This is a genomic window from Sporofaciens musculi, from assembly GCF_009830285.1.
In the GTDB taxonomy this organism is placed as follows: domain Bacteria; phylum Bacillota; class Clostridia; order Lachnospirales; family Lachnospiraceae; genus Sporofaciens; species Sporofaciens musculi.
This window is the reverse complement of sequence record NZ_WUQX01000001.1, coordinates 4,412,473-4,435,541: the sequence shown is the minus strand read 5'-3', so window position 1 is coordinate 4,435,541 and position 23,069 is coordinate 4,412,473. Positions and strand designations below refer to the sequence as shown.

Annotated in this window: 20 protein-coding genes and 1 other annotated feature; all 20 genes read left to right on the top strand. The window is 47.0% G+C overall.

Features of this window, described 5'->3' with window-relative positions:
* Positions 1-122: 122 nt before the first annotated feature.
* The 20 genes from GN277_RS22460 (at position 123) to pckA (ending at position 22,923) form a co-directional block, all read left to right on the top strand.
* Entirely contained in the window at positions 123-953 is an 831-nt protein-coding gene (locus tag GN277_RS22460; RefSeq protein ID WP_159753993.1) for a YihY/virulence factor BrkB family protein, read from the top strand.
* Positions 954-1,002: 49 nt separating this feature from the next.
* Positions 1,003-1,296: a binding site (T-box leader), on the top strand.
* Positions 1,297-1,389: 93 nt separating this feature from the next.
* Positions 1,390-2,409: a phenylalanine--tRNA ligase subunit alpha gene (gene pheS, locus GN277_RS22455; RefSeq protein WP_159753990.1), complete on the top strand. Its 1,020-nt coding sequence runs from the start codon at positions 1,390-1,392 to the stop codon at positions 2,407-2,409.
* A gap of 60 nt (positions 2,410-2,469) precedes the next feature.
* On the top strand, positions 2,470-4,890 hold the full coding sequence (gene pheT, locus GN277_RS22450; protein WP_159753988.1) for a phenylalanine--tRNA ligase subunit beta: 2,421 nt from the start codon (positions 2,470-2,472) through the stop codon (positions 4,888-4,890).
* Between the two features lie 22 nt (positions 4,891-4,912).
* A complete protein-coding gene (gene sppA / locus GN277_RS22445; protein ID WP_159753985.1) occupies positions 4,913-5,890 on the top strand; it encodes a signal peptide peptidase SppA in 978 nt (325 codons plus the stop codon).
* On the top strand, positions 5,871-6,581 hold the full coding sequence (locus GN277_RS22440) for an RDD family protein (protein ID WP_159753982.1): 711 nt from the start codon (positions 5,871-5,873) through the stop codon (positions 6,579-6,581). Before sppA ends, GN277_RS22440 begins: the two co-directional genes overlap by 20 nt.
* A gap of 22 nt (positions 6,582-6,603) precedes the next feature.
* The gene (queA, locus tag GN277_RS22435; protein ID WP_159753979.1) at positions 6,604-7,629 is read left to right on the top strand and encodes a tRNA preQ1(34) S-adenosylmethionine ribosyltransferase-isomerase QueA; all 1,026 of its coding nucleotides are present in this window, start codon (positions 6,604-6,606) and stop codon (positions 7,627-7,629) included.
* A gap of 114 nt (positions 7,630-7,743) precedes the next feature.
* Positions 7,744-8,595, top strand: coding sequence for an energy-coupling factor transporter ATPase (locus tag GN277_RS22430; RefSeq protein WP_159753976.1), 852 nt, complete (start codon positions 7,744-7,746; stop codon positions 8,593-8,595).
* On the top strand, positions 8,580-9,440 hold the full coding sequence (locus tag GN277_RS22425; protein ID WP_159753973.1) for an energy-coupling factor transporter ATPase: 861 nt from the start codon (positions 8,580-8,582) through the stop codon (positions 9,438-9,440). Before GN277_RS22430 ends, GN277_RS22425 begins: the two co-directional genes overlap by 16 nt.
* Positions 9,437-10,261: an energy-coupling factor transporter transmembrane component T family protein gene (locus GN277_RS22420; RefSeq protein WP_159753970.1), complete on the top strand. Its 825-nt coding sequence runs from the start codon at positions 9,437-9,439 to the stop codon at positions 10,259-10,261. Before GN277_RS22425 ends, GN277_RS22420 begins: the two co-directional genes overlap by 4 nt.
* Before the next feature lie 24 nt (positions 10,262-10,285).
* Complete coding sequence (truA, locus tag GN277_RS22415) at positions 10,286-11,050, top strand: tRNA pseudouridine(38-40) synthase TruA (RefSeq protein WP_159753967.1); 765 nt, start codon at positions 10,286-10,288, stop codon at positions 11,048-11,050.
* Position 11,051: 1 nt separating this feature from the next.
* Positions 11,052-12,203, top strand: coding sequence for an aminotransferase class V-fold PLP-dependent enzyme (locus GN277_RS22410; RefSeq protein WP_159753964.1), 1,152 nt, complete (start codon positions 11,052-11,054; stop codon positions 12,201-12,203).
* A gap of 78 nt (positions 12,204-12,281) precedes the next feature.
* Complete coding sequence (locus tag GN277_RS22405; RefSeq protein ID WP_159753961.1) at positions 12,282-14,507, top strand: ATP-binding protein; 2,226 nt, start codon at positions 12,282-12,284, stop codon at positions 14,505-14,507.
* A 150-nt stretch (positions 14,508-14,657) separates the two neighbouring features.
* Positions 14,658-15,932 (top strand): double-cubane-cluster-containing anaerobic reductase, encoded by a 1,275-nt coding sequence (locus GN277_RS22400; protein WP_159753959.1) that lies wholly within the window; start codon positions 14,658-14,660, stop codon positions 15,930-15,932.
* A gap of 14 nt (positions 15,933-15,946) precedes the next feature.
* Positions 15,947-16,207, top strand: a complete 261-nt coding sequence (locus tag GN277_RS22395; RefSeq protein ID WP_159753957.1) for a DUF3343 domain-containing protein — start codon at positions 15,947-15,949, stop codon at positions 16,205-16,207.
* A gap of 57 nt (positions 16,208-16,264) precedes the next feature.
* Entirely contained in the window at positions 16,265-17,029 is a 765-nt protein-coding gene (locus GN277_RS22390; protein ID WP_159753955.1) for an acyl-CoA dehydratase activase, read from the top strand.
* Between the two features lie 106 nt (positions 17,030-17,135).
* Entirely contained in the window at positions 17,136-17,591 is a 456-nt protein-coding gene (locus GN277_RS22385; protein WP_159753953.1) for a hypothetical protein, read from the top strand.
* Positions 17,592-17,607: 16 nt separating this feature from the next.
* Entirely contained in the window at positions 17,608-18,087 is a 480-nt protein-coding gene (locus GN277_RS22380) for an RNA polymerase sigma factor (RefSeq protein WP_159753951.1), read from the top strand.
* The gene (locus GN277_RS22375; protein ID WP_159753949.1) at positions 18,084-18,953 is read left to right on the top strand and encodes an anti-sigma-I factor RsgI family protein; all 870 of its coding nucleotides are present in this window, start codon (positions 18,084-18,086) and stop codon (positions 18,951-18,953) included. Before GN277_RS22380 ends, GN277_RS22375 begins: the two co-directional genes overlap by 4 nt.
* 138 nt (positions 18,954-19,091) lie before the next feature.
* A complete protein-coding gene (locus GN277_RS22370) occupies positions 19,092-21,074 on the top strand; it encodes a sodium-translocating pyrophosphatase (protein WP_159753947.1) in 1,983 nt (660 codons plus the stop codon).
* Positions 21,075-21,318: 244 nt separating this feature from the next.
* Entirely contained in the window at positions 21,319-22,923 is a 1,605-nt protein-coding gene (pckA, locus tag GN277_RS22365; protein ID WP_159753945.1) for a phosphoenolpyruvate carboxykinase (ATP), read from the top strand.
* The last annotated feature ends 146 nt before the right edge of the window (positions 22,924-23,069 follow it).

The following is a 23,069-nucleotide window of genomic DNA, read 5'->3' as shown; positions in this document are numbered from 1 at the left end:
TTTTTACATTTTTTTCATATAATATAATGATATGATGTCAGGCAAAATAGAATACCAATACTTATGATAGACAAATCATGGAAAATCAGGTAGAATATAGAGCAAATATATGGGAGAATATTATGAAAAGACTAAAGGATATCTATCAGAGAATTACGAGCATTACCGCTGGTTTTAATGAAGACCATGTAGCCGCCTATGCCGCCCAGTCGGCATATTTTTTCATGCTGTGTATGATTCCGATTATATTGCTTTTGCTTACTATGGTGCAGTACACGCCTGTGACAAAGGCGGATGTGATGACTGCTGTAATCCAGGTGTTTCCGTCCTCTGTGGAGACATTGATAACGTCTATCGTGAATCAGGTTTATAACCAGTCTACAGGAATCATTCCGGTTACCATTCTGGTCGCCCTGTGGTCGGCAGGGAAGGGCGTACTTGCCATGGCGTCGGGGCTTAATTGTATTTATCGCTGCCAAGAGACGCGAAATTATATTGTGCTGCGGATTCGTGCCACAGTTTATACCCTGCTGTTTATCGTAGTAATCATACTGCTTCTGGTATTATCTGTATTCGGTAATACGTTGAATCTGTTTATTGCAGAGCATATTCCATTTCTTAGAAGGCTGGCAGACCAGTTGATTGCGGCGCGGGTATTTATTACGCCCACAGTATTGGTGATATTTTCACTTATGCTCTATCGGTATCTGCCCAACAGGAGAGGGCGGTTTCGTGACCAGCTTCCCGGAGCCATGTTTGCGGCGGTGGGGTGGATGGTTATTTCCTGGGTATTCTCCATCTATCTGGATGTGTTCAAAGGATTTTCCAACATGTACGGCAGTCTTACCACCATTGTGCTGATTATGCTGTGGATGTATTTCTGTATGTATTGTATCCTGATTGGCGGAGAGTTTAATGTGCTGATGGAGGGGAAGATTTTTGAAAAGAAATGAAAATGACTTGACATCACTGTTTCTTGTGCTATAATTTTAAAAAGTAAATGAAAAAGCGATGACCGTGTAAGTAGAGAACTGTTTTCCATCAGAGAGAGGAGATCAATAGGCTGTAAGTCTCCTTTGGTTCAGACAGGAATCGAATTTCCCGCGCGAGCTGCATTTTTGAATCCATTCCCGCGTACTGTATATTTATTTTTAACTGAATGTGGATGTATATATTAGGGTTAGGGTAGTAGGAGATGCCGTAGATGCACGTTACGCATATTTGAGCGCCCGTATAGGAGTCTGTGCGACTATACGGGAATCAGGGTGGTACCACGGGTAATTGCTCGTCCCTTTTGGGATGGGCTTTTTTTGTGTCATTATTTTCGGAAAGAGCCGTCAGGCAGATTTCTGGAAAATCTTGTAAATAAGCAGGAAAGGAAGAAAAGCGATGAAAGAAAAATTGCAGAGCATCAAAGAGGAGGCATTAAAGGCCATCGAAGCTGCCGATATGCCGGAGAAATTAAATGATGTGCGTGTAAAGTTCCTTGGTAAGAAGGGTGAGCTTACCGCGGTATTAAAAGGGATGAAGGATGTTGCACCCCAGGAACGGCCGAAGGTCGGGCAGTTGGTAAATGAGACAAGGGCAGCCATCGAAAATATTTTGGAGGAAAGCAAGGCGAAGATGGAAAGGGCAATCCGTGAAGAACGGATGAAGCAGGAGGTCATCGACGTCACACTCCCGTCAAAGAAAAATATGGTGGGCCACAGGCATCCCAATACGATTGCGTTAGAAGAGGTGGAGAGAATCTTCATCGGAATGGGCTATGAGGTAGTGGAAGGTCCGGACGTAGAGTACGACCTGTATAATTTTGAGAAGCTGAACATTCCAGACGGGCATCCGGCCAAAGATGAGCAGGATACCTTCTATATTAATAAAGATATTGTGCTGCGTACCCAGACATCGCCGGTACAGGCTCGTGTGATGGAGGAGGGGAAGCTCCCCATTCGCATGATTGCGCCAGGGCGCGTGTTCCGCTCTGACGAGGTGGATGCTACCCATTCTCCGTCCTTCCACCAGATTGAAGGTCTGGTGATTGACAAGAACATTTCCTTTGCAGATTTGAAGGGAACCTTGGAGGTATTTGCAAAAGAGCTGTTCGGGCCGGATACAAAGACCAAGTTCCGTCCCCATCACTTCCCGTTCACAGAGCCCAGTGCGGAGGTGGATGTTACGTGCTTTAAGTGTGGAGGCAAGGGATGTCGTTTCTGTAAAGGCTCTGGCTGGATAGAAATTCTTGGCTGCGGTATGGTACATCCCCATGTGTTGGAGATGTGCGGAATCGACCCTGATGAGTATACAGGATTTGCATTCGGTGTGGGACTTGAGCGTATTGCGCTGCTGAAGTACGAGATTGACGATATGAGACTATTGTACGAAAATGATATCAGATTTTTAAAGCAATTCTAATACATCCAAAATTAAATAATTGTTTAGATGTATTGGGAAAGGGCAGAAAGGAGTAGAAAGATGAATACATCATTATCATGGATAAAAGCGTATGTTCCAGAGCTTGACGTAACTGCTCAGGAATATACGGATGCAATGACATTGTCCGGAACGAAGGTAGAGGGATATGAGGTTTTGGATGCTGATTTGGATAAGATTGTTATTGGTCAGATTGACAAGATAGAGAAGCATCCAGATGCAGACAAACTAATTGTATGCCAGGTCAATGTGGGAAATGAGTCCGTTCAGATTGTTACGGGCGCCAATAATGTACACGAGGGCGACAAGGTTCCGGTGGTGTTGGACGGAGGACGGGTCGCAGGCGGCCATGAGCCTGGAAGCCGTGTTGCAGGCGGAGTGAAGATTAAGAAGGGGAAGCTTCGGGGAATCGAGAGTCAGGGAATGATGTGCTCGATAGAAGAACTGGGCTCTAACCGTGATATGTACCCAGAGGCGCCCCAGGAGGGAATCTATATTTTCCCAGAGGATGCCAAGGTGGGAGCAAGTGCGGTAGAAGAGTTAGGATTAAATGACGTGGTGTTCGAGTATGAAGTGACCTCTAATCGGGTAGACTGTTTCAGTGTGGTAGGAATCGCCAGGGAAGCGGCGGCCACATTTGGTAAGGACTTCCATCCTCCGGTGGTGACAAAAACTGGAAACGGGGAGGATGTGAATGACTTTATCAAGGTTACGGTAAAAGACAACGACCTGTGCCCACGCTACTGTGCAAGGGTTGTTAAGAATATTAAGGTTGGCCCGTCGCCAAAATGGATGCAGAGACGGCTTGCGTCTGTGGGAATCCGTCCCATTAATAACCTGGTAGATATTACCAACTATGTGATGGAGGAATATGGTCAGCCCATGCATGCATATGATTTGGATACCATTAATGGCCGCCAGATTATTGTGCGTACTGCCGAGAATGGAGAAAAGTTTACCACTCTTGACGGCCAGGAGAGGGAATTGGATGAGTCTGTGCTGATGATTTGCGATGGCGAGAAGTCTATTGGTATTGCTGGAATCATGGGTGGCGAGAATTCCATGATTACAGACGATGTCAAGACCATGCTGTTTGAGGCGGCTTGTTTTGACGGAACTAATATCCGCAAGTCCAGCAAGAAGATTGGCCTGCGTACGGATGCCTCCGGAAAGTTTGAGAAGGGATTAGACCCCAATAACGCCCAGGCAGCCATTGACAGAGCCTGCCAGTTGGTGGAGGAATTGGGAGCCGGAGAAGTTGTGGGCGGCATTGCGGATGTTTACGGTAAGAAAAAAGAGCCGGTGAGAGTACCCTTTGACGCGGAAGAAATCAACCGCCTGTTGGGAACAAACATTTCCAGAGAGAAAATGCTTGGCTATTTTGAGAAGATTGGGCTTGGCTTTGATGAGGCGACCAGTGAGGTAATTGCCCCAACCTTCCGTCAAGACCTGTTCCGTCTGGCTGACCTTGCGGAAGAAGTGGCCAGATTCTATGGGTATGACAATATTCCCACCACCCTTCCAAGAGGCGAGGCTACCACCGGAAAGCTGTCCTTTAAGCTGCGGGTGGAGGAGATTGCCCGTGATATCGCGGAATTCTGTGGATTTAGCCAGGGCATGACCTATTCCTTTGAAAGTCCAAAGGTGTTCGACAAGCTTAGGATTCCAAAGGATTCTCCCCTTCGCAGAACGGTGGAGATTATGAATCCTCTTGGCGAGGATTACAGTATTATGCGTACCACTCCCTTAAATGGGATGCTAACCTCCTTAGCGACCAATTATAATAGAAGAAACAAGAATGTACGTCTGTATGAGCTGGGGAATATATACCTTCCTAAGTCACTTCCATTGACAGAGCTTCCAGAAGAACGGATGCAGTTTACCCTTGGAATGTATGGGGACGGAGATTTCTTCAGCATGAAGGGCGTCGTAGAGGAGTTCTTTGAGAAAGTAGGACTGCGCAAGAAGGAGAGCTATGACCCCAATTCCGGTAAGCCTTTTCTTCATCCAGGACGCCAGGCAAATATTATTTATGATGGTGTGGTTGTGGGCTATCTTGGTGAGGTTCATCCGGATATTGGAGATGCCTACGGAATCGGAACCAAAGCCTATATTGCAGTACTTGATATGCCAAAGATTGTAGAGAGGGCCACATTTGACCGGAAATATACTGGAATTGCAAAATTCCCGTCTGTGAACCGTGACATCAGCATGGTGATGCCAAAAGAGATTCTGGTAGGCCAGGTTGAAGAGGTAATCGAGAAGAAGGGCGGCGCATATCTGGAGAGCTATGCACTGTTCGACCTCTATGAAGGGGCGCAGATTAAGGAAGGATATAAGTCTGTGGCATATTCGATTGTATTCCGCGCTCAGGATAAGACGCTGGAGGATGCGGAGGTGACGGAGGCTATGGGCAGGATTTTGAAGGCACTGGAAGGTATGGGAATCGAACTGCGTAAATAGGTCTTAGAAACGGAGATAGGAAATGAATAAAAAGCAGATAGGCGGCTTGGTCATAGCGGCAGTCTTATTTATCATAGTGGGCGCATCCAGCGTACTGACGAACACATTTTCAGAGAGGATGTTAAGAGAAAGTATGGATGAGCTGCTGACAAACAGCAGTAGTTTCAATCCGCCCAGCGGCGAGTATATTGCCGTGGTGACGGTTCAGGGAACGATTCAGGAGCAGACAGAGACCGGAATGTTCGACGTGCCTGCAGGGTATCAGCATATTACTACGCTGGACTATATTGACAATCTTATGAGTGACAGTGACAACAAGGGACTTTTGCTCTATGTGGATTCTCCAGGCGGAACTGTGTATGAGTCAGAGGAGTTGTATCTTAAGCTTAAGGAGTATAAGGAAGAAACAGGACGTCCCATCTGGGATTATATGGCTCACTATGCGGCATCCGGCGGATATATGATCTCCATGGCGTCGGATAAGATTTATGCGAATCCCAATACCACCACCGGCTCGATTGGGGTAATCATGTCGGGATTTGACATGACCGGACTCTACGAGAAATTAGGAATCCGTTATTTCAGCATCACAAGCGGGGACTATAAGGACAGCTCCCAGATGACGGAGGAGCAGATGGCAATCTACCAGGGACAGGTGGATGAATATTATAATAAGTTCGTTGGGATTGTGGCAGAAGGGCGCGGCATGGACGAGGGAACTGTGAGAGCCCTTGCGGACGGGCGCGTTTACACAGCAAATCAGGCGTTGGAGAAGGGATTGATCGACGAGATTAGCCTGTATGAAGACATGACAGCGGCCATGAGCAGCGAGCTTGGCGTCTACCAATTCTATGAGCAGGAGAGAGAGATTAATTTATTTACATCTCTGTTTGCAAAAATAGAAAGCGTGATTCCAAAGTCCGAGGCTGAGATCTTGAAAGAGACTGCGGCAGAGATGGAAAGCGGGGTGCCCATGTACTATGCAGAACAATTACGGTAACCGCGGCGATCAGGAGTTGGAGTTTGCAGGCTTCTGGGTGCGTCTGGCGGCATATTTTCTGGACCTTGGGATTGTATGGATTGGATTAGTGTTCGTCAATCTGGTGATCGGGATTTTTTCGATTGCAACAGGCCAGGTGTTTAAGGCCAGGATATTGTTCCAGTATACGTTAAAGGATATCATTCTGTATTTCGTGCAGGTGATGTATTTTATCCTGCTTACTTATCACACAGGAACCACGCCAGGAAAAAGGCTTATGAATTTAAGAGTGGTTTATGCAGACAAAAGCCAGAGATTAGGACTTATTAATGTCATTTATCGGGAGACGGTCGGACGTTTTCTGTGCGGCCTGTCCATAGGAATCGGATATATTATGGCAGGGGTTGACAGGGAGAAACGGGGGCTTCATGATATGCTCTGTGATACCAGAGTCATTTATGGTAAGCGGATTAAGGTAATCACCAGATATCAGGCGCCAAGGATGTATCCGCCTATACCGCCCGCGCCGCCCTTTGGAAGACCGCCTGGGGGAAACGGGCCGTCAGTCTATGATGGAGTTTCTCCATATAAGAATGAATATGGACCAATACCGCCCAAATATCCCCAGGCGCCCCATGAGTCCCCAGGGGATACTATGGCTTCCAGGGATGAGATGACAGATGGGACTTCTGTAAATGGAATGGATAAATAAAAAAGAAGGGATTCATATTAGAATGAAACGACAGGATTTTTATTATGAATTGCCGGAAGAATTGATTGCGCAAGACCCTTTGGCAGATCGTGAAAGCTCCAGACTCCTTGTACTTAACAGGGAGTCTGGAGTTATTTCACACCATGTATTTCGGGAGATAACGGAATATCTTCATGAGGGGGACTGTCTGGTAATCAACGACACAAAAGTGCTTCCGGCAAGGCTCATTGGCTCAAGAGAGGGAACAAATGGGAAGGTTGAAATACTTCTATTAAAAAGGAAAGAGAATAATATCTGGGAGACTCTGGTGAAGCCAGGAAGGAAGGCAAAGGTCGGAACCAGGCTTGTATTCGGGGAAGGGCTTCTCATTGGCCAGGTGGTGGATATTGTGGAGGAAGGAAACCGCCTGATTCAGTTTACCTATGAGGGGATTTTTGAGGAAATTTTAGACAGGCTGGGACAGATGCCCCTGCCTCCTTATATCACTCACCAGCTTGCAGATAAGAACCGTTATCAGACGGTGTACGCAGCCCATACAGGCTCTGCGGCGGCGCCCACGGCAGGGCTGCATTTTACCCCTGAGCTGCTTAAAAAGATTGAGGATATGGGAGTGGAGATTGCAAAGGTAACCCTCCATGTAGGGCTTGGGACGTTCCGGCCTGTGAAGGTGGACGAGATTACTGAGCATCACATGCATTCGGAATTTTACCAGATTGATGAGGAGGCCGCGGCAAAGATTAATCGTGCGAAGGAGAATGGAAAGCGGGTAATCTGTGTGGGGACAACTAGCTGCCGGACTGTGGAATCGGCGGCCGACGAAAAAGGAAGGCTTCGGGCCTTAAGCGGGTGGACAGACATCTTTATCTATCCTGGATATGAATTCAAAGTGCTGGACTGTATAATCACCAACTTCCATTTGCCGGAATCTACGCTGATTATGCTGGTATCTGCACTGGCAGGGCGGGAGAAGGTGATGGAGGCTTATGAGGAGGCTGTGAGGGAGAAGTATCGATTCTTTTCCTTTGGGGACGCCATGTTTATTCAATAAATAAGATTGAAAAATCAAAGGCCAATGAGTGGGATTTCTTGGGCTTTTATGATACAATAATATTCGATAAACTTGACTAGCAGGAAAATGAGATAATAAACGAAAGGCAGGCACATGGACATGGTTCAGACTGAGAAGCTGATATTTGAATATGAGAAACGGGACGAGGAGGGCAATGTAATCGGTACCTCACGGGCAATCGACCAGGTGGATATTGACGTGAAGGAAGGCCAGTTCATCGCAATCCTGGGACATAACGGCTCCGGAAAATCTACCCTTGCCAAGCATATGAACGCCATTCTTGTTCCGACGGAAGGGACCATGTGGGTCAATGGACGCAACACCAGCGACCCGTCTGAATTATGGAATGTACGCCAGTCTGCGGGGATGGTGTTCCAGAACCCTGACAATCAGATTATTGGAACTGTGGTGGAGGAGGATGTAGGCTTTGGGCCTGAGAACTTAGGCGTCCCCACAGACGAGATCTGGACAAGGGTGGAGGAGAGCCTGAAGGCAGTTGGAATGATTGAATACCGCCATCATTCTCCCAACAAGCTATCCGGCGGGCAGAAGCAGCGAGTTGCCATTGCGGGCGTGGTGGCCATGGAGCCTAAATGCATTGTGCTGGACGAGCCTACGGCAATGCTGGACCCTGTGGGGAGAAAGGAAGTACTGAAGACTGTGCAGAAGCTAAGAGAGCAGAAGCAGGTGACGGTAATCCTAATTACCCATTATATGGAGGAAGTGGTAGACGCAGATAAGGTCTACGTGATGGACCATGGCCATGTGGTGATGGCAGGGACGCCCAGAGAGATATTTTCGCGGGTGGATGAGCTTAAGTCTTACCGTCTGGATGTTCCACAGGTGACTCTTCTGGCGGATGAGCTTAGAAAGAGAGGGCTTAAGCTTCCAGACGGAATACTAAGAAAAGAAGAATTGGTGGAAGCGTTATGTCAATTAAATTAGAACATCTGAATTATGTTTACAGCCAGAAAACGGCATATGAGAAGAAAGCTTTAAATGATATCAGTCTTGAAATTCCTCATGGGGAATTTGTGGGAATCATCGGGCATACAGGTTCTGGAAAATCTACCCTAATTCAGCACTTAAACGGGCTGCTTCGTGCGACCAGCGGGGCCTTGTATTATAACGGAGAGAATATTTACGGGGAAGGCTATTCCATGGGAAAATTGCGTAATGAGGTGGGGCTTGTGTTCCAGTATCCAGAGCATCAGCTTTTCGAGATTGACGTGTTGACGGATGTATGCTTCGGACCAAAGAACCAGGGCTTATGTCAGGAAGAATGTAAGGAGAGAGCCCTTGAGGCCCTGCATCTGGTAGGGCTTAAGGAGAAATATTATAAATCCTCTCCCTTTGAGCTGTCCGGCGGGCAGAAACGGCGTGTGGCCATTGCAGGCGTTCTGGCAATGCGTCCCAAGGTGCTGGTATTGGACGAGCCTACGGCGGGGTTAGACCCCAAAGGCAGGGATGATATTCTTGATCAGATTGCATTTCTTCATAAGGAGAGTGATATGACGGTAATTCTGGTGTCCCACAGTATGGAGGATATTGCCAGATATGCGGACCGTCTGATCGTGATGAACAAAGGGACGGTTATGTACTATGACGAACCGAAGAAGGTGTTTGAGCATTATCAGGAATTGGAGCAGGTAGGGCTTGCCGCGCCCCAGGTTACTTATATCATGCATGACCTGGTTAAAAGCGGGATTCCGGTAAGGACGGATGTTACCACGGTTTCTGAGGCGGCGGATGAGATTGTGCGCATGTTGCATAGGGAGAAGGAAGAATGATACGTGATATAACCATAGGACAATATTATCCAGCAAAGAGTGTGATACACAGGCTTGACCCGCGGGTGAAGCTTGTTGCAACGCTTTTTTATCTGATCTCCCTGTTTTTGTTTAGGAGTATATCAGGGTATTTCATCGCGACGATGTTTCTGGTATTTGTGATTCGGGTGTCGCGAGTGCCCTTATCATTTATTGTAAGAGGGTTAAAGCCTGTGATTATGCTGTTGATGATCACGGTTCTTTTCAATCTGTTTCTTACGAGAAACGGAGAAGTTTTGTTCCATGCATGGATTTTTACCATTACAGAGGGAGGGCTTGTGACGGCTGTATATATGGCGGTCAGGTTGATTTATCTGATTATCGGGTCGTCCCTTATGACATTTACCACCACGCCCAATGAGCTGACTGACGGGCTTGAGGCGCTGCTTCATCCGCTTAACAAGGTGCGTGTGCCGGTACATGAGGTGGCGATGATGATGTCAATCGCCCTTCGTTTCATCCCGATTCTTTTGGAGGAGACGGACAAGATCATGAAGGCACAGATTGCCAGGGGAGCGGACCTTGAGAGTGGAAATATGATTCAGAGGGCCAAGAACATGGTTCCGATTCTGGTTCCCTTGTTCGTGTCTGCCTTCCGGCGGGCCAATGACCTGGCCATGGCCATGGAAGCCAGATGCTATCGGGGCGGGGAGGGGAGGACGAAGATGAAGCCTCTCCGTTACAGAAGCAGAGACTATATGGCTTATCTGGTTATGGCTGTGTATGTGGTTACAGTGGTTGTGATTGGAAGGTATGTGCCGCTGCATGTGTGGATATTTTAACATACGATAGGGGTTAGCAAAGATATGAGACGAATCAGAATATTGGTTGCCTATGATGGAACAGATTACTGCGGCTGGCAGATACAGCCTAACGGTATTACCGTTGAAGAAGTATTGAACGACAAGCTTAGTAAGCTGACAGGAGAGGATATTCATGTTATTGGGGCAAGCCGTACAGATTCGGGGGTCCATGCATTAGGAAATGTTGCGGTATTTGACACAGAGTCCCCGATTCCGCCTGAGAGACTGGGGTATGCGTTGAACCAGAAGCTTCCAGAGGATATTGTAATTGTCCGGTCGGAGGAAGCGCCTCTTGACTGGCATCCCCGCTATCAGAAGCAGGTGACAAAGACCTATGAGTATCATATCTATAATGCGGCGTTTCCCAATCCGCTGAAGCGTAGATACAGCGCCTTTGTATCCTATCCTATGGATATAGAGAAGATGAGAAAAGGGGCGTCCTTTCTGGTGGGAGAGCATGATTTTGTCAGTTTTTGCAATGTGCGGACCAATGTGGAAGATACGGTCCGCAGGATTGACGGTATAGAGATTGACAAAAAGGGAGAGGATATTACGATACGGGTCACAGGAAATGGATTTCTCTATAATATGGTGCGAATCATAGCAGGGACGCTGATTCGTGTAGGGCGTGGTTTTTACATACCGGAGAAAGTAAAGGAAATATTGGATGTAAAAGAGAGAACAAAGGCAGGGGTGACGGCGCCGCCAGAGGGGCTGGTGCTGGTAGAAATTAAGTATGATTGTCAGGGATTAGAAGGAAGGGAATAGAATGGAAGACGGCAGGCACATCTATTTTGATAATGGGAGTACTTCGTGGCCAAAGGCTCCGGGTGTGGCCGAGGCCATGGCGCGGCTGCTGAAAAATGGAGCTTTTAACATTAATCGAGGGAATTATGAGGGCGCATATGAAGTAGCAGAGATGGTACTCTCTACCCGCGACCAGTTGGCGCGGTTGTTCCATGTAAGGGATTCAAGAAGGGTGATTTTCACGGCAGGAATCACTTCTTCTTTGAATTATTTTATCAAAGGTTTTCTGAAAAACGGCGACCATGTGTTAGTGTCGGGGTTAGAACACAATGCCGTTATGCGTCCTTTAAGGCAGATGGAAGGCAAGGGCGTCACGTATGATATTGTGAGAACAGAAGCAGACGGAACCCTGCGGCCAGAGTCTGTTGAGGAGGCTGTCAGGAGTAATACCAAAGCAGTCATTATGCTTCATGCATCTAATGTCTGCGGAACCATCCTGCCTATTGAGGAGATCGGGGAAATCTGCCAAAGACATCATCTGTTTTTTGCTGTGGATACAGCCCAGAGCGCTGGAACGATTCCTGTGGATATGGAGGGGTGTAAAATAGATTTTCTGGCATTTACCGGACATAAAGGACTTTTGGGGCCACAGGGAATCGGCGGTTTTCTAATCTCTGAGGAATTGGACAGTTGTATGGAGGCGTATATTGCGGGAGGGACGGGAAGTCAGTCAGATTCCCTCTATATGCCGGAAGCGCTTCCGGACAAATATGAAAGCGGAACGCTGAACCTTCCGGGTATCATTGGACTTCACACGGCTCTTTCTTACATAGAGGAGGTAGGGATTGAAAACATACACAGACGCAAGATGGAGCTGACAGGATATTTTCTGGAAAGGCTCGTGGAATTGCCGTATATTCGTATCGTCGGCAAGAAGGGGACAGATGATAGAGTGGCGGTGGTTTCCATTGACTTCCTTGACAAAGACAATGCAGCAGCGGCATTTGAACTGGAGCAGCGGTATGGTATTATGACAAGGGTTGGGCTTCACTGTGCACCTACGGCCCACCAGACTCTCCATACTTATCCCCAGGGGACGGTACGGTTTGCCTTCGGGATGAAAAACGCGAAGGAGGAAATTGATTTGTGCCTGGAGGGAATCAGGAGGATTTGATTTGCAGGGGAATATATGGTAAGATACCTATATAGTGAAAGATGGGTGTGTTTTTAGTAGGAAATTTGAGGGATTTTCATGAATATTGAAGAAAAAAAGTCGAGCATCCGATACAGGGGGATTTGGGATGGTCCCCTTCTGCTGATTCTTATTATGGTTGTGGTGATGGTGACTGTATCCGGCAGATACTTACGATTTCTTGACGCGCAGCTTTTTGAGGAGCGCAAAGGCCATATCATAGAGTTTACGGAAAAGGCCGCCGAGATTGTGGACAGTGTGATTACTTATTCCTGGCAGCAGGTATATGCGTGCGAGCATATGCTGAATATGAAGGCAATCACCTCAAAAGAGGATTTGATGGATTCCGTGGCGTCTACCACAGATTTCATAGATGAGACCAGCTCTCTTGTGTTTGCCTTTGACAGGGAAGGGAATTACTATTGCTCTGACCGCAAGCAGGGCGTTTGGCAGCAGACAGAGATTCTTTCGGCAGATGCCAAAGAAAAGCAGCAGCTTGTGGTCATGGTTCCCCACCGTGACGATATTATATATTTTCTATGTATTGAGAGGTTAAGAGAGCCGATTGCGTTACAAGACGGTAGCGGTGAGATTACGCATCTTGCGGTTGCCGTGGATTTGGGGGCTGTGCAGGAAAAGACTACGGTAAAAGGCTTCGGTGAAAATTGCTATACATATCTGATTAATGGGGACGGAATGTGGCTGTTCAAATATACCTTTGCCAACGGTTTCATAGAAGAAAATAATGTAATGGCTTCAGTTGAGGATTGTGAGATCATACATGGTGGATTAATGGAGGATTTTGTGCGGGAGGTTAAGGAGAAGGGCCATGCCGCATTAGAATTCAAGTATACCCAAGAGGACGGCACAGAGCAGAGATGGTATGTGGCAAATGCTACGGTTACGGCGGAAAACTGGCATGTCCTTTTGTTCGTGCCGACGGCTGTGCTTGGTGCGGATTCTGATATTCTGCTTGAACGTACCTTGCGGTTCTTTTCGTTGGTGTTTATTGTATTTTTGGCGATGACCATTATCATCATTATTGTAGTCATGATGGGGAGGGCGGACAAGCAGTTAGTCCAGCAGAAGGAGGAAGCGAATCAGCTTCTTTTAAATGCGGCTGAGGAGGCGAAAAGCGCGAGTCAGGCAAAAAGTGATTTCCTGTCCCATATGAGCCATGACATCCGTACGCCCATCAACGGAATCATGGGTATGACGGATATTGCTATGAAGAATATCGGCAATGACGACAAGATTCGAGACTGTCTGAACAAGATCAGCGGCTCGTCACAGCATTTGCTTGGGCTGATTAACGATGTGCTGGATATGAGCCGGATTGAATCGGGGAAAACCAGGGTGAAGCATGAAAGCTTCGATATGAGAACCTGTATTGATAATTGTATCTCCATAATTGGGGGACAGCTTGCGACGCGGGATTTGGAGATGGTGCGTAAGCTTAGCAAATTTCAACATCCCTGCCTGATTGGGGATGAACTGCATCTGAGGCAGATTTTTATCAATATTCTTGGGAATTCTGTAAAATTTACGCCGGATGGAGGCAAGATTTTTTTTCGCGCATGGGAGAAGGAGAGTACAGATGAGAAGGCGCTGTACCGGTTCGAGCTTGCGGATACGGGAATCGGAATGAAGGAGGAATTCCTTCCCCATCTTTTTGAGGCGTTTGCTCAGGAGGATGACGGAACGAGGACTACATATAAGGGAACCGGACTTGGGATGGCGATTACTAAGGAATTCGTAGAACTGATGGGCGGCACCATTGAAGTGGAGAGTAAGCTGAACGTGGGAACAGAATTCGCTATCGAGATTTGGTTTGATATTGACCAGAATGCCAGAATCGGTGAGTCAATGGTTGATGTCCAGATAGATTTGGTGGGAATGAAGGTTCTGCTAGTGGAGGATATTGACCTGAACATGGAGATTGCACAGTGTATGCTGGAGGATGAAGGGGCCGAGGTAACGCCGGCAATGAACGGACAGGAGGCGGTGGATGCATTTTCTATGAATCCTTCTGGTACTTTTGATATCATTATTATGGATATTATGATGCCTGTGATGGATGGTATTACAGCGGCAAAGACCATTCGTGCCATGGAGAGAGAGGATGCGAAGACGATTCCGATTATTGCAATGACGGCCAATGCCTATGAGGAGGACATCCAGAAGACCCATGACGCCGGTATGAACGCACATCTGTCAAAGCCTATTGATATTGACTTGATGCTTAAAACGCTGGCGATTTTCTATTCATCAAGTCAGGAGGCTTGAGGACTGTTTGGTTTATAGATAAATTGAATAAAAATGTAGGATTTATTATAAAAAACAATGGTGATTCTGCACAGAATCCGTTGCCCATATCAGCCAAACGTGTTACGGTTATCTCATCAATATGAGAGATACAAAGGAGGATATTTAATTATGGCTGATTATCGCAAGATGTGGGAGGAGTTGGGAATGGATTTGGAGACTCACGACCAGTTATGTGAAGTACTTCCTCAGGCATTCGGAGATGTTTATCTGTCACAGGAGAACCGTCCGGAGGGAATGGACTATTATAATATGGTGGTGGCCGATATCCATGGGATTCGTCCGGCAGAGCTGATTGAGCATCAGAAGAAGGGCGGTAAGGTATTCGGTACATTCTGTGTCTATGTACCGGATGAGATTGTATTTGCAGCAGACGCGATCGCCACCGGCCTATGCGGCGGCTCGCAGTTTTGGGTACCAGGCGGGGAGAAGGTGCTGCCTACCAATACCTGTCCTCTGATTAAGGCTTCTGTTGGCGCAAGACTTGACCGTACCTGCCCCTTCTTTCGGATTGCAGATATGTACGTAGGTGAGACGACCTGCGACGGTAAGAAGAAGGCGTGGGAGATCTTAGGAGAGGATGTCCCCATCCATATTATGGACTTGCCACAGATGAAGCGCGAAAAGGACATAAAAGCCTGGGCAGAGGAGATTACCACATTTAAGAATGTGGTGGAGGAGTTTACCGGCAATCAGATTACGGCTGAGAAGTTAGGGGAGAGTATTAAGCTGATTAACGAAAAGCGTAAAGCTTTAGAACGTCTGTATGAGCTGCGTAAGAATGAGAAGCTTCCAATCAGCGGACGGGACGTGTTGTTGATTTCACAGATTGCATTCTATGATGATCCCAAGAGGTTTACCAAGATGACCAACGCCCTGTGTGACGAGCTTGACCAACGCATAAAGGACGGTGTCAGTGTAATATCTTCGGGAACCAAGCGTATTCTTCTGACAGGAACGCCCCTTGCAATCCCCAACTGGAAGCTGCATAATATTGTTGAGACCAGCGGCGGTGTGGTTGTCTGTGAGGAGATGTGTACAGGAACACGTTACTTTGAACATCTGGTGGACGAGACGAGGACGGAGGTTGCCGGCCAGATTGAGGCATTGGCAGAGAGATATATGAATATTAACTGTGCATGTTTTACACCGAATACTGGAAGGCTTGATGATATTCTGCGGCTTGCGAAGGAATACAAAGCAGACGGTATCATTGACGTCAACTTAAAGTTCTGTAACCTGTACGATACAGAAGGATATCTGGTTGAGCGTGGGCTTAAGGATGCAGGTATTCCAGTACTTGGAATCGAGACAGACTACACGGACAGCGACGCGCAGCAGCTTCGTACCAGGGTTAGCGCGTTTATAGAAATGCTGAATCATTAAGAGGAAGTTTACATATGTCTGAGATACAGAATTATGTGCTGTTTCCCAATCATGACAATGCCATGCGGTTACATCGTGAATTGAAGGCTTTGGGGATTAGGGCTGTGATTGCGCCTACCCCCAGGGCTGCCAGCAAGTGCTGCGGGGTGTCGCTCATGGTCAGGGAAGATGAGCTTGAAGCTATAAAAGCCTGTGCAGTAGAACATGGGATTGAGATTCTTAAGATTGCAGAGGTTGAGAAGAATGTGAATCCAAAGAGAGACAGATATTGTTAGGGACTGTAGGCAACCTGATATGGGGCGCCTGCGGTTTCTTAGATTGAGGTAAAAGACATGAATTATGTAGGTATTGATATAGGCTCGACAGCGTCTAAGGTGGCTGTGATCGGCGAGAAGGAGATGGAGTTTGTCCTTCCCACGGGATGGAGCAGCAAGGAGACGACCCAGACAATTAAGGAGAAGCTTAAGGAGGAGGGCATTGACGTTCTGTCAGAAGATACTAAGGTAGTGGCAACAGGATACGGACGGGTGGCGGTAGATTTTGCCGACCATGTGATTACGGAGATTACCTGCCATGCAAGAGGCGGAAGAGAGATGGCAGGAGACGACTGTGCCATCATAGATGTGGGCGGGCAGGACACAAAGGTGATTCTGGTAGAACATGGCATGGTGCAGGATTTTCTTATGAATGACAAATGTTCTGCCGGTACGGGAAAGTTCCTTGAGATTATGGCGAATCGTTTAGGTGTTACCCTTCAGGAGTTGTTTGACATGGCGAACGAAGGCTGCGTTCTTCCGATTAGCTCTCTGTGTACCGTATTTGCAGAATCCGAGGTAATCAACTACATCGGGGAAGGAAGGAGTCGGGAGGATATCGCCGCGGGAGTCGTGGATTCTGTTGCGGCGAAGGTGGCGCAGCTTAGCCAGAGAAAGAAGCTTTCCGGAAAAATTATTCTGACAGGGGGCTTAAGCCACAGCCAGTATTTTACGAAAATTTTATCCGAGAAGATTGGGCAGAGGGTTGAACCTACGAAGGGTGGAAGATATGCCGGAGCTCTTGGAGCAGCTTTACTGGCAAAGGAAAAAAATAAAAAATAAAATGAAAAATTTTGAATGGTTTTCCCTTTCTCGGTCGTATTATAGATAGAGATCAGAAATGATCTGACAGAACAAAAAAACATGTTGGGTAGAATGGAGGAAGATCATGAAGAAAGTTGTAACAGTTGTCTTGATTTGTGTGCTGGCTCTCTCTATGGGAGGGATTGTGGCATTTGCCGAAAAACCGGTAGAAGCGCGCTGCTTCTATGGTACGAACAGCGGCTGGGTTTGTGATTACCAGAATATGGGATGTAACTTTGGGAACAACTGCGTAACGAATTTCTGCGGTAACTATGGAACAGGCGTGAACATGTCAGGATATGTATCCGAAAGACCTGTTGTTACTCAGACGCCGGCTTACACTGGAAGCACCAGCCAGAGTTATGGCGGAGGCGGCAGTCAGAGTTATCAGGGAAGCAGCCAGACGACAGGATGGTCCGGAGGCGGTTATCAGGGATCAGGATATGTGGATAATAACGGCGACGGATACTGCGATAACTGGTCAGGCTCCTATGGCGGTCATCACGGCGGCGGTCATCATGGCGGAAGACACCACAGATAAGAGATGAGGTTCTATTGTGCGGAGCGAACAGGAGGTAAACAGGGCGTTGGAGCAGTATGCGGATACAATTCAGCGCCTCTGTATGATACATCTGAAGAATTATCATGACACCGAGGACATATTTCAGACAGTATTTTTGAAGTATGTCCTAAGTTCCGTTGTTTTTGAAAATGCTGAACATGAAAAAGCGTGGTTTATACGGGTGACAATCAATGCCTGTAAGGATTTGCTCAAAAGCTTTTTTCACAGCCATACGGTTCCGTTGGAGGAATGGACGGGACAGATGGAGGACCAGGTGCCTGAGCACAGTGAAGTGTTGGCAGCGGTCCTTTCTTTGCCTGTAAAATACAGAAATGTGGTATACCTTCACTATTACGAGGATTATTCTGCCGCTGAGATTGGACGTATCCTTGGAAAGAATGTGAATACAGTCTATACACTTCTGACGCGTTCTAAGCGGCTGCTCAGGGAGAAGTTGGGAGGTGAGAGGTTTTGAGTGACAGAAGATTGAAGGAAGCATTCGACAATGTTCATGCAGATGATGAGCTTAAAAGGCGCACCAGGGAATTTCTTGTACAGAAGACCCAAGGCTATAAAAGAGGCGCATCATTTCCTTACTGGCGGATGGCAGCGGTCATGGCCTGTTTCCTGTTAAGCTTTATTATGGTAGGTTTTGGAGGCTATTTTCTCTATTTTATACCAGTATCTTCTATCAGTGTGGATGTCAATCCCTCCATTGAGCTTGGAATTAACCGTTTTGACAAGGTGGTGACCGTTGATACTTTTAATAATGATGGATATCATATTATGTCCTCGTTGAATGTTCGTTTTATGGATTACCGAGATGCAATGGATATGATTTTGAGCCAGGAAAGTGAGGAAGCATATCTGGCAGAGGATTCCTGCATTGCCATTACCGTATCAGGGGCAGAGGAAGGGAAGCAGAGAGAGATGCTGGCACACCTTCATACGTGCGCGTCTTCCTATGGAAATGTTCACTGTTCCTCAGGAAGCCATGGGGAGGCTTTAGAGGCTCATGAGGCGGGGATGACCCTTGGAAGATACCAGGCATTTATGAAGCTTCAGGCATTGGACCCATCTGTCACACAGGAAGATATAGAAGGGCTGACTATAAGCCAGATCTGGGATAAGATAGCAGAGCTGTCTGGAAACAGGGAAGATGATTTGCAGAACAGAGAAAATACCCAGGATGACGGGGGAGTGCAAAACGGGTGTGATGCTGGCGCGCAGAATGGAGACGCTGTACAGAACGATGGAGGCGCACAGAATGAAGGACAAGGCACATGTCAGCAGAACAGGCACCATGGCGGGAACGGGCATGGCCACGGACATGGCCATTAATTTCTTTTTCTTAAAAAATATACAAATATATAGGTCGAAAAATGTTTGTGTAAATTCACGAAAATTTCAAAAAAACTATAGACAATTTGTGCATATATGATAAGATAGAGGTATAATAAGTCTATGGGAGGATAAATTATGGGAATTTTCTTGAATGTGGTTCCGATTCTGGGAATCATCGCTCTGATTTTTGCGGCTGCCTTAGCTGCCAAGGTCAATAAGCAGGATGCAGGAACCGAACGGATGAGAGAGATCGCAGCGTCGATCAGCGAAGGCGCCCAGGCATTTTTGACAGCCGAGTATAAGATTCTAATCTTTTTTGTGGTTGTATTGTTTGTTCTGATTGGTGTCGGAATTGGTAATTGGATAACAGCAGTATGCTTCGTAGTCGGCGCTGTGTTCTCAACACTAGCAGGGTATTTCGGAATGAGTGTGGCGACGAAGGCGAATGTAAGGACTGCCAATGCAGCGAAGGAGAGCGGGATGAACCGCGCGCTCTCTATTGCCTTCTCAGGCGGGGCAGTAATGGGAATGTGCGTGGCTGGGCTTGGGGTTCTTGGCGTAAGCACAATCTATCTGATTACAGGGAATGTGGATGTGCTGTCTGGATTTAGCCTTGGCGCTTCCTCCATTGCTTTGTTCGCTCGTGTGGGCGGTGGTATCTACACGAAGGCGGCGGATGTGGGAGCCGACCTGGTAGGTAAGGTGGAGGCAGGAATCCCTGAAGATGATCCCCGCAATCCGGCGGTTATTGCCGACAATGTGGGCGATAATGTAGGCGACGTTGCGGGAATGGGAGCGGATTTGTTCGAGTCTTATGTAGGTGCTCTGATCTCGGCGCTGACATTGGGAATCGTGTACTACAGGCTAGAAGGGGCGGTCTATCCGCTGCTGATTGCAGGTCTGGGGCTGATTGCATCTATACTGGGAACATTTTTTGTAAAAGGGGACGAGAATTCTAACCCGCACAAAGCGCTTAAGATGGGTTCTTATGTGGCAAGTGCGTTGGTTTTGGCAGTTGCGTTTGTGTTCAGCAAATCTCTTTTTGGAGACTTCAATGCGGCGATTGCCATTGTTGCCGGACTGATTGTAGGTCTCTTAATTGGCATTATCACGGAGGTATATACATCTGGGGACTATAAGTCAGTCAAAGAGATTGCAGAGCAGTCAGAGACGGGACCTGCCACCACTATTATCAGTGGTCTTGCTGTGGGAATGAAGTCTACAGCAATTCCTATTCTGTTAATCAGCATTGGAATCTTTGTGGCGTATCAGTTCTGCGGGCTTTATGGGATTGCGCTGGCGGCGGTAGGCATGCTGTCTACCACAGCGATTACAGTAGCGGTGGACGCTTATGGTCCTATCGCAGATAATGCAGGCGGTATTGCGGAGATGTCTGGTCTTGATGCAAATGTGCGGAAGATTACGGATAAGCTGGATGCTGTGGGCAACACCACGGCGGCAATGGGCAAGGGATTTGCCATTGGTTCTGCGGCTTTAACAGCTCTTGCATTGTTTGTCTCCTATGCAGAGGCGGTTGACCTTAAGAATATCGACCTTCTGGACAGCCGCGTAATTATCGGTCTGTTTATCGGAGGTATGTTGCCGTTTTTGTTCTCTGCCATGACCATGGAGTCTGTGTCAAAGGCAGCGTACAAGATGATTGAGGAGGTAAGACGTCAGTTCCGTGAGAAGCCTGGAATTATGAAGGGAACGGATAAGCCGGATTATAAGTCCTGTGTAGCCATCTCAACAACGGCGGCGTTAAAGGAGATGCTGGTGCCTGGAATTATGGCGGTTCTTGCGCCATTGGCAGTCGGCTTACTGTTAGGTCCCGCGTCTCTGGGAGGTCTGCTGGCAGGTTCCCTTGTGACAGGCGTGATGATGGCAATCTTTATGTCCAATGCCGGCGGCGCCTGGGATAATGCGAAGAAATATATTGAGGATGGAACCCACGGAGGCAAGGGCAGCGAGGCTCATAAGGCGGCGGTAGTCGGAGATACGGTGGGAGATCCTTTTAAAGATACGTCGGGACCGTCCATTAATATTCTGATTAAGCTTATGACGGTTGTATCATTGGTATTTGCACCGTTGTTCTTATCGGTTGGCGGTTTGTTGTAAACAGTAGGATTGATTGAACTTGCTTTGATGAGTGTGTGGATACAAGATTGTTAAATATTTATCTTTTTTTGAAAAATTTAGATGATTTTTATTGATTTTATTTTTTTATTATGTATACTATTATCAGAGGAAGTAAGACATTTGACTTCCAGAATGATATACCGTGGATTCCAGACAGTACAGGTATTCGTAGATGGTTATCATTCATGCAACTGTATACTATGAAAAAAGGAGATTATGAAAGATGGCAGAGATTAATTTGAGCAAGTATGGCATCAGCGGCACCACTGAAATCGTACACAACCCTTCTTACGAGATGTTGTTTGAAGAAGAGACCAAGCCGGAACTGGAAGGTTTTGAAAAAGGTCAGGTCAGCGAACTTGGCGCAGTAAATGTCATGACTGGTATCTACACCGGACGTTCACCGAAAGACAAATTCATCGTTATGGATGAGAATTCCAAGGACACCGTGTGGTGGACCTCCGATGAATACAAGAACGATAACCATCCGGCTTCAGAAGAAACCTGGAAGGCAGTAAAGGACATTGCCCTTAACGAGCTGTCCAATAAGAAGCTGTTCGTAGTAGACGCTTTCTGCGGCGCGAACGAAGATACTCGTATGTCAATCCGTTTTATTATGGAAGTGGCATGGCAGGCTCATTTCATCAGGAATATGTTCATTATGCCGACGGAGGAAGAACTTGAGAAGTTCGAGCCGGATTTCGTTGTTTACAATGCATCTAAGGCAAAGGTTGAGAATTATAAGGAACTGGGATTGAATTCTGAGACGGCTGTTGTATTCAATATTACAAGCCGTGAGCAGGTTATCATTAATACATGGTATGGCGGTGAGATGAAGAAGGGTATGTTTTCTATGATGAACTACTATCTGCCGCTTAAGGGAATTGCTTCTATGCACTGTTCAGCGAACACAGACATGAACGGCGAGAATACCGCTATCTTCTTCGGTCTTTCCGGAACAGGTAAAACGACTCTTTCTACTGACCCGAAGAGACTTCTCATCGGTGACGACGAGCATGGCTGGGATGATGAAGGTATCTTCAATTTCGAGGGCGGATGCTATGCGAAGGTTATCAACCTTGACAAAGAGTCTGAGCCGGATATCTACAATGCGATTAAGCGTGACGCTCTGCTTGAGAACGTTACTCTGGACGCAGAAGGAAAGATTGATTTTAACGACAAGAGTGTAACGGAGAATACTCGTGTATCTTACCCGATTAACCATATTGAGAAGATTGTTCGTCCTGTATCAGCAGCGCCGGCAGCGAAGGAGGTTATCTTCCTGTCCGCAGATGCGTTCGGCGTGCTTCCTCCGGTATCTATTCTTACTCCTGAGCAGACACAGTACTATTTCCTGTCAGGATTTACGGCTAAGCTTGCAGGTACAGAGCGTGGTATTACAGAGCCTACACCTACCTTCTCCGCATGCTTCGGACAGGCTTTCCTTGAGCTGCACCCGACCAAGTATGCAGAAGAACTTGTTAAGAGAATGGAAAAGAGCGGCGCGAAGGCTTATCTGGTGAATACAGGATGGAACGGAACCGGAAAGCGTATCTCTATCCGTGATACACGTGGTATCATCGACGCTATCTTAAACGGGGACATCCTGAAGGCGTCAACCAAGAAGATTCCGTACTTCAACTTTGACGTTCCGACAGAGCTTCCAGGCGTAGATACCAATATCCTGGATCCACGCAATACTTATGCGGACGCTTCTGAGTGGGAGACAAAGGCTAAGGATCTGGCGCAGAGATTCGTTAAGAACTTTGCGAAGTATGAAGGAAATGAGGCTGGAAAGGCTTTGGTTCCGGCAGGTCCGCAGTTATAATTGAAAATTATTTTAGATGTAAAAGAACCGGCGCTAAGAGATTTGGCGCTGGTTTTTATTTAACCCGATTCTATTGTTATCCTTGGCTATATTAGATATAATAAAAATATAAGGGATTTCAAGTCTTGTCTTGTTTCAGGAGGGGC

Bases quoted from the DNA above. Each gene is read 5' to 3' on its own strand.
- queA (WP_159753979.1), top strand. From the start codon at position 6,604: ATGAAACGACAGGATTTTTATTATGAATTGCCGGAAGAATTGATTGCG.
- GN277_RS22390 (WP_159753955.1), top strand. From the start codon at position 16,265: ATGAATTATGTAGGTATTGATATAGGCTCGACAGCGTCTAAGGTGGCT.
- pckA (WP_159753945.1), top strand. From the start codon at position 21,319: ATGGCAGAGATTAATTTGAGCAAGTATGGCATCAGCGGCACCACTGAA.
- pheS (WP_159753990.1), top strand. From the start codon at position 1,390: ATGAAAGAAAAATTGCAGAGCATCAAAGAGGAGGCATTAAAGGCCATC.
- GN277_RS22400 (WP_159753959.1), top strand. From the start codon at position 14,658: ATGGCTGATTATCGCAAGATGTGGGAGGAGTTGGGAATGGATTTGGAG.
- GN277_RS22405 (WP_159753961.1), top strand. From the start codon at position 12,282: ATGAATATTGAAGAAAAAAAGTCGAGCATCCGATACAGGGGGATTTGG.
- GN277_RS22385 (WP_159753953.1), top strand. From the start codon at position 17,136: ATGAAGAAAGTTGTAACAGTTGTCTTGATTTGTGTGCTGGCTCTCTCT.
- GN277_RS22425 (WP_159753973.1), top strand. From the start codon at position 8,580: ATGTCAATTAAATTAGAACATCTGAATTATGTTTACAGCCAGAAAACG.
- GN277_RS22430 (WP_159753976.1), top strand. From the start codon at position 7,744: ATGGACATGGTTCAGACTGAGAAGCTGATATTTGAATATGAGAAACGG.
- truA (WP_159753967.1), top strand. From the start codon at position 10,286: ATGAGACGAATCAGAATATTGGTTGCCTATGATGGAACAGATTACTGC.
- GN277_RS22370 (WP_159753947.1), top strand. From the start codon at position 19,092: ATGGGAATTTTCTTGAATGTGGTTCCGATTCTGGGAATCATCGCTCTG.
- GN277_RS22395 (WP_159753957.1), top strand. From the start codon at position 15,947: ATGTCTGAGATACAGAATTATGTGCTGTTTCCCAATCATGACAATGCC.
- GN277_RS22410 (WP_159753964.1), top strand. From the start codon at position 11,052: ATGGAAGACGGCAGGCACATCTATTTTGATAATGGGAGTACTTCGTGG.
- GN277_RS22440 (WP_159753982.1), top strand. From the start codon at position 5,871: ATGCAGAACAATTACGGTAACCGCGGCGATCAGGAGTTGGAGTTTGCA.
- pheT (WP_159753988.1), top strand. From the start codon at position 2,470: ATGAATACATCATTATCATGGATAAAAGCGTATGTTCCAGAGCTTGAC.
- sppA (WP_159753985.1), top strand. From the start codon at position 4,913: ATGAATAAAAAGCAGATAGGCGGCTTGGTCATAGCGGCAGTCTTATTT.
- GN277_RS22420 (WP_159753970.1), top strand. From the start codon at position 9,437: ATGATACGTGATATAACCATAGGACAATATTATCCAGCAAAGAGTGTG.
- GN277_RS22460 (WP_159753993.1), top strand. From the start codon at position 123: ATGAAAAGACTAAAGGATATCTATCAGAGAATTACGAGCATTACCGCT.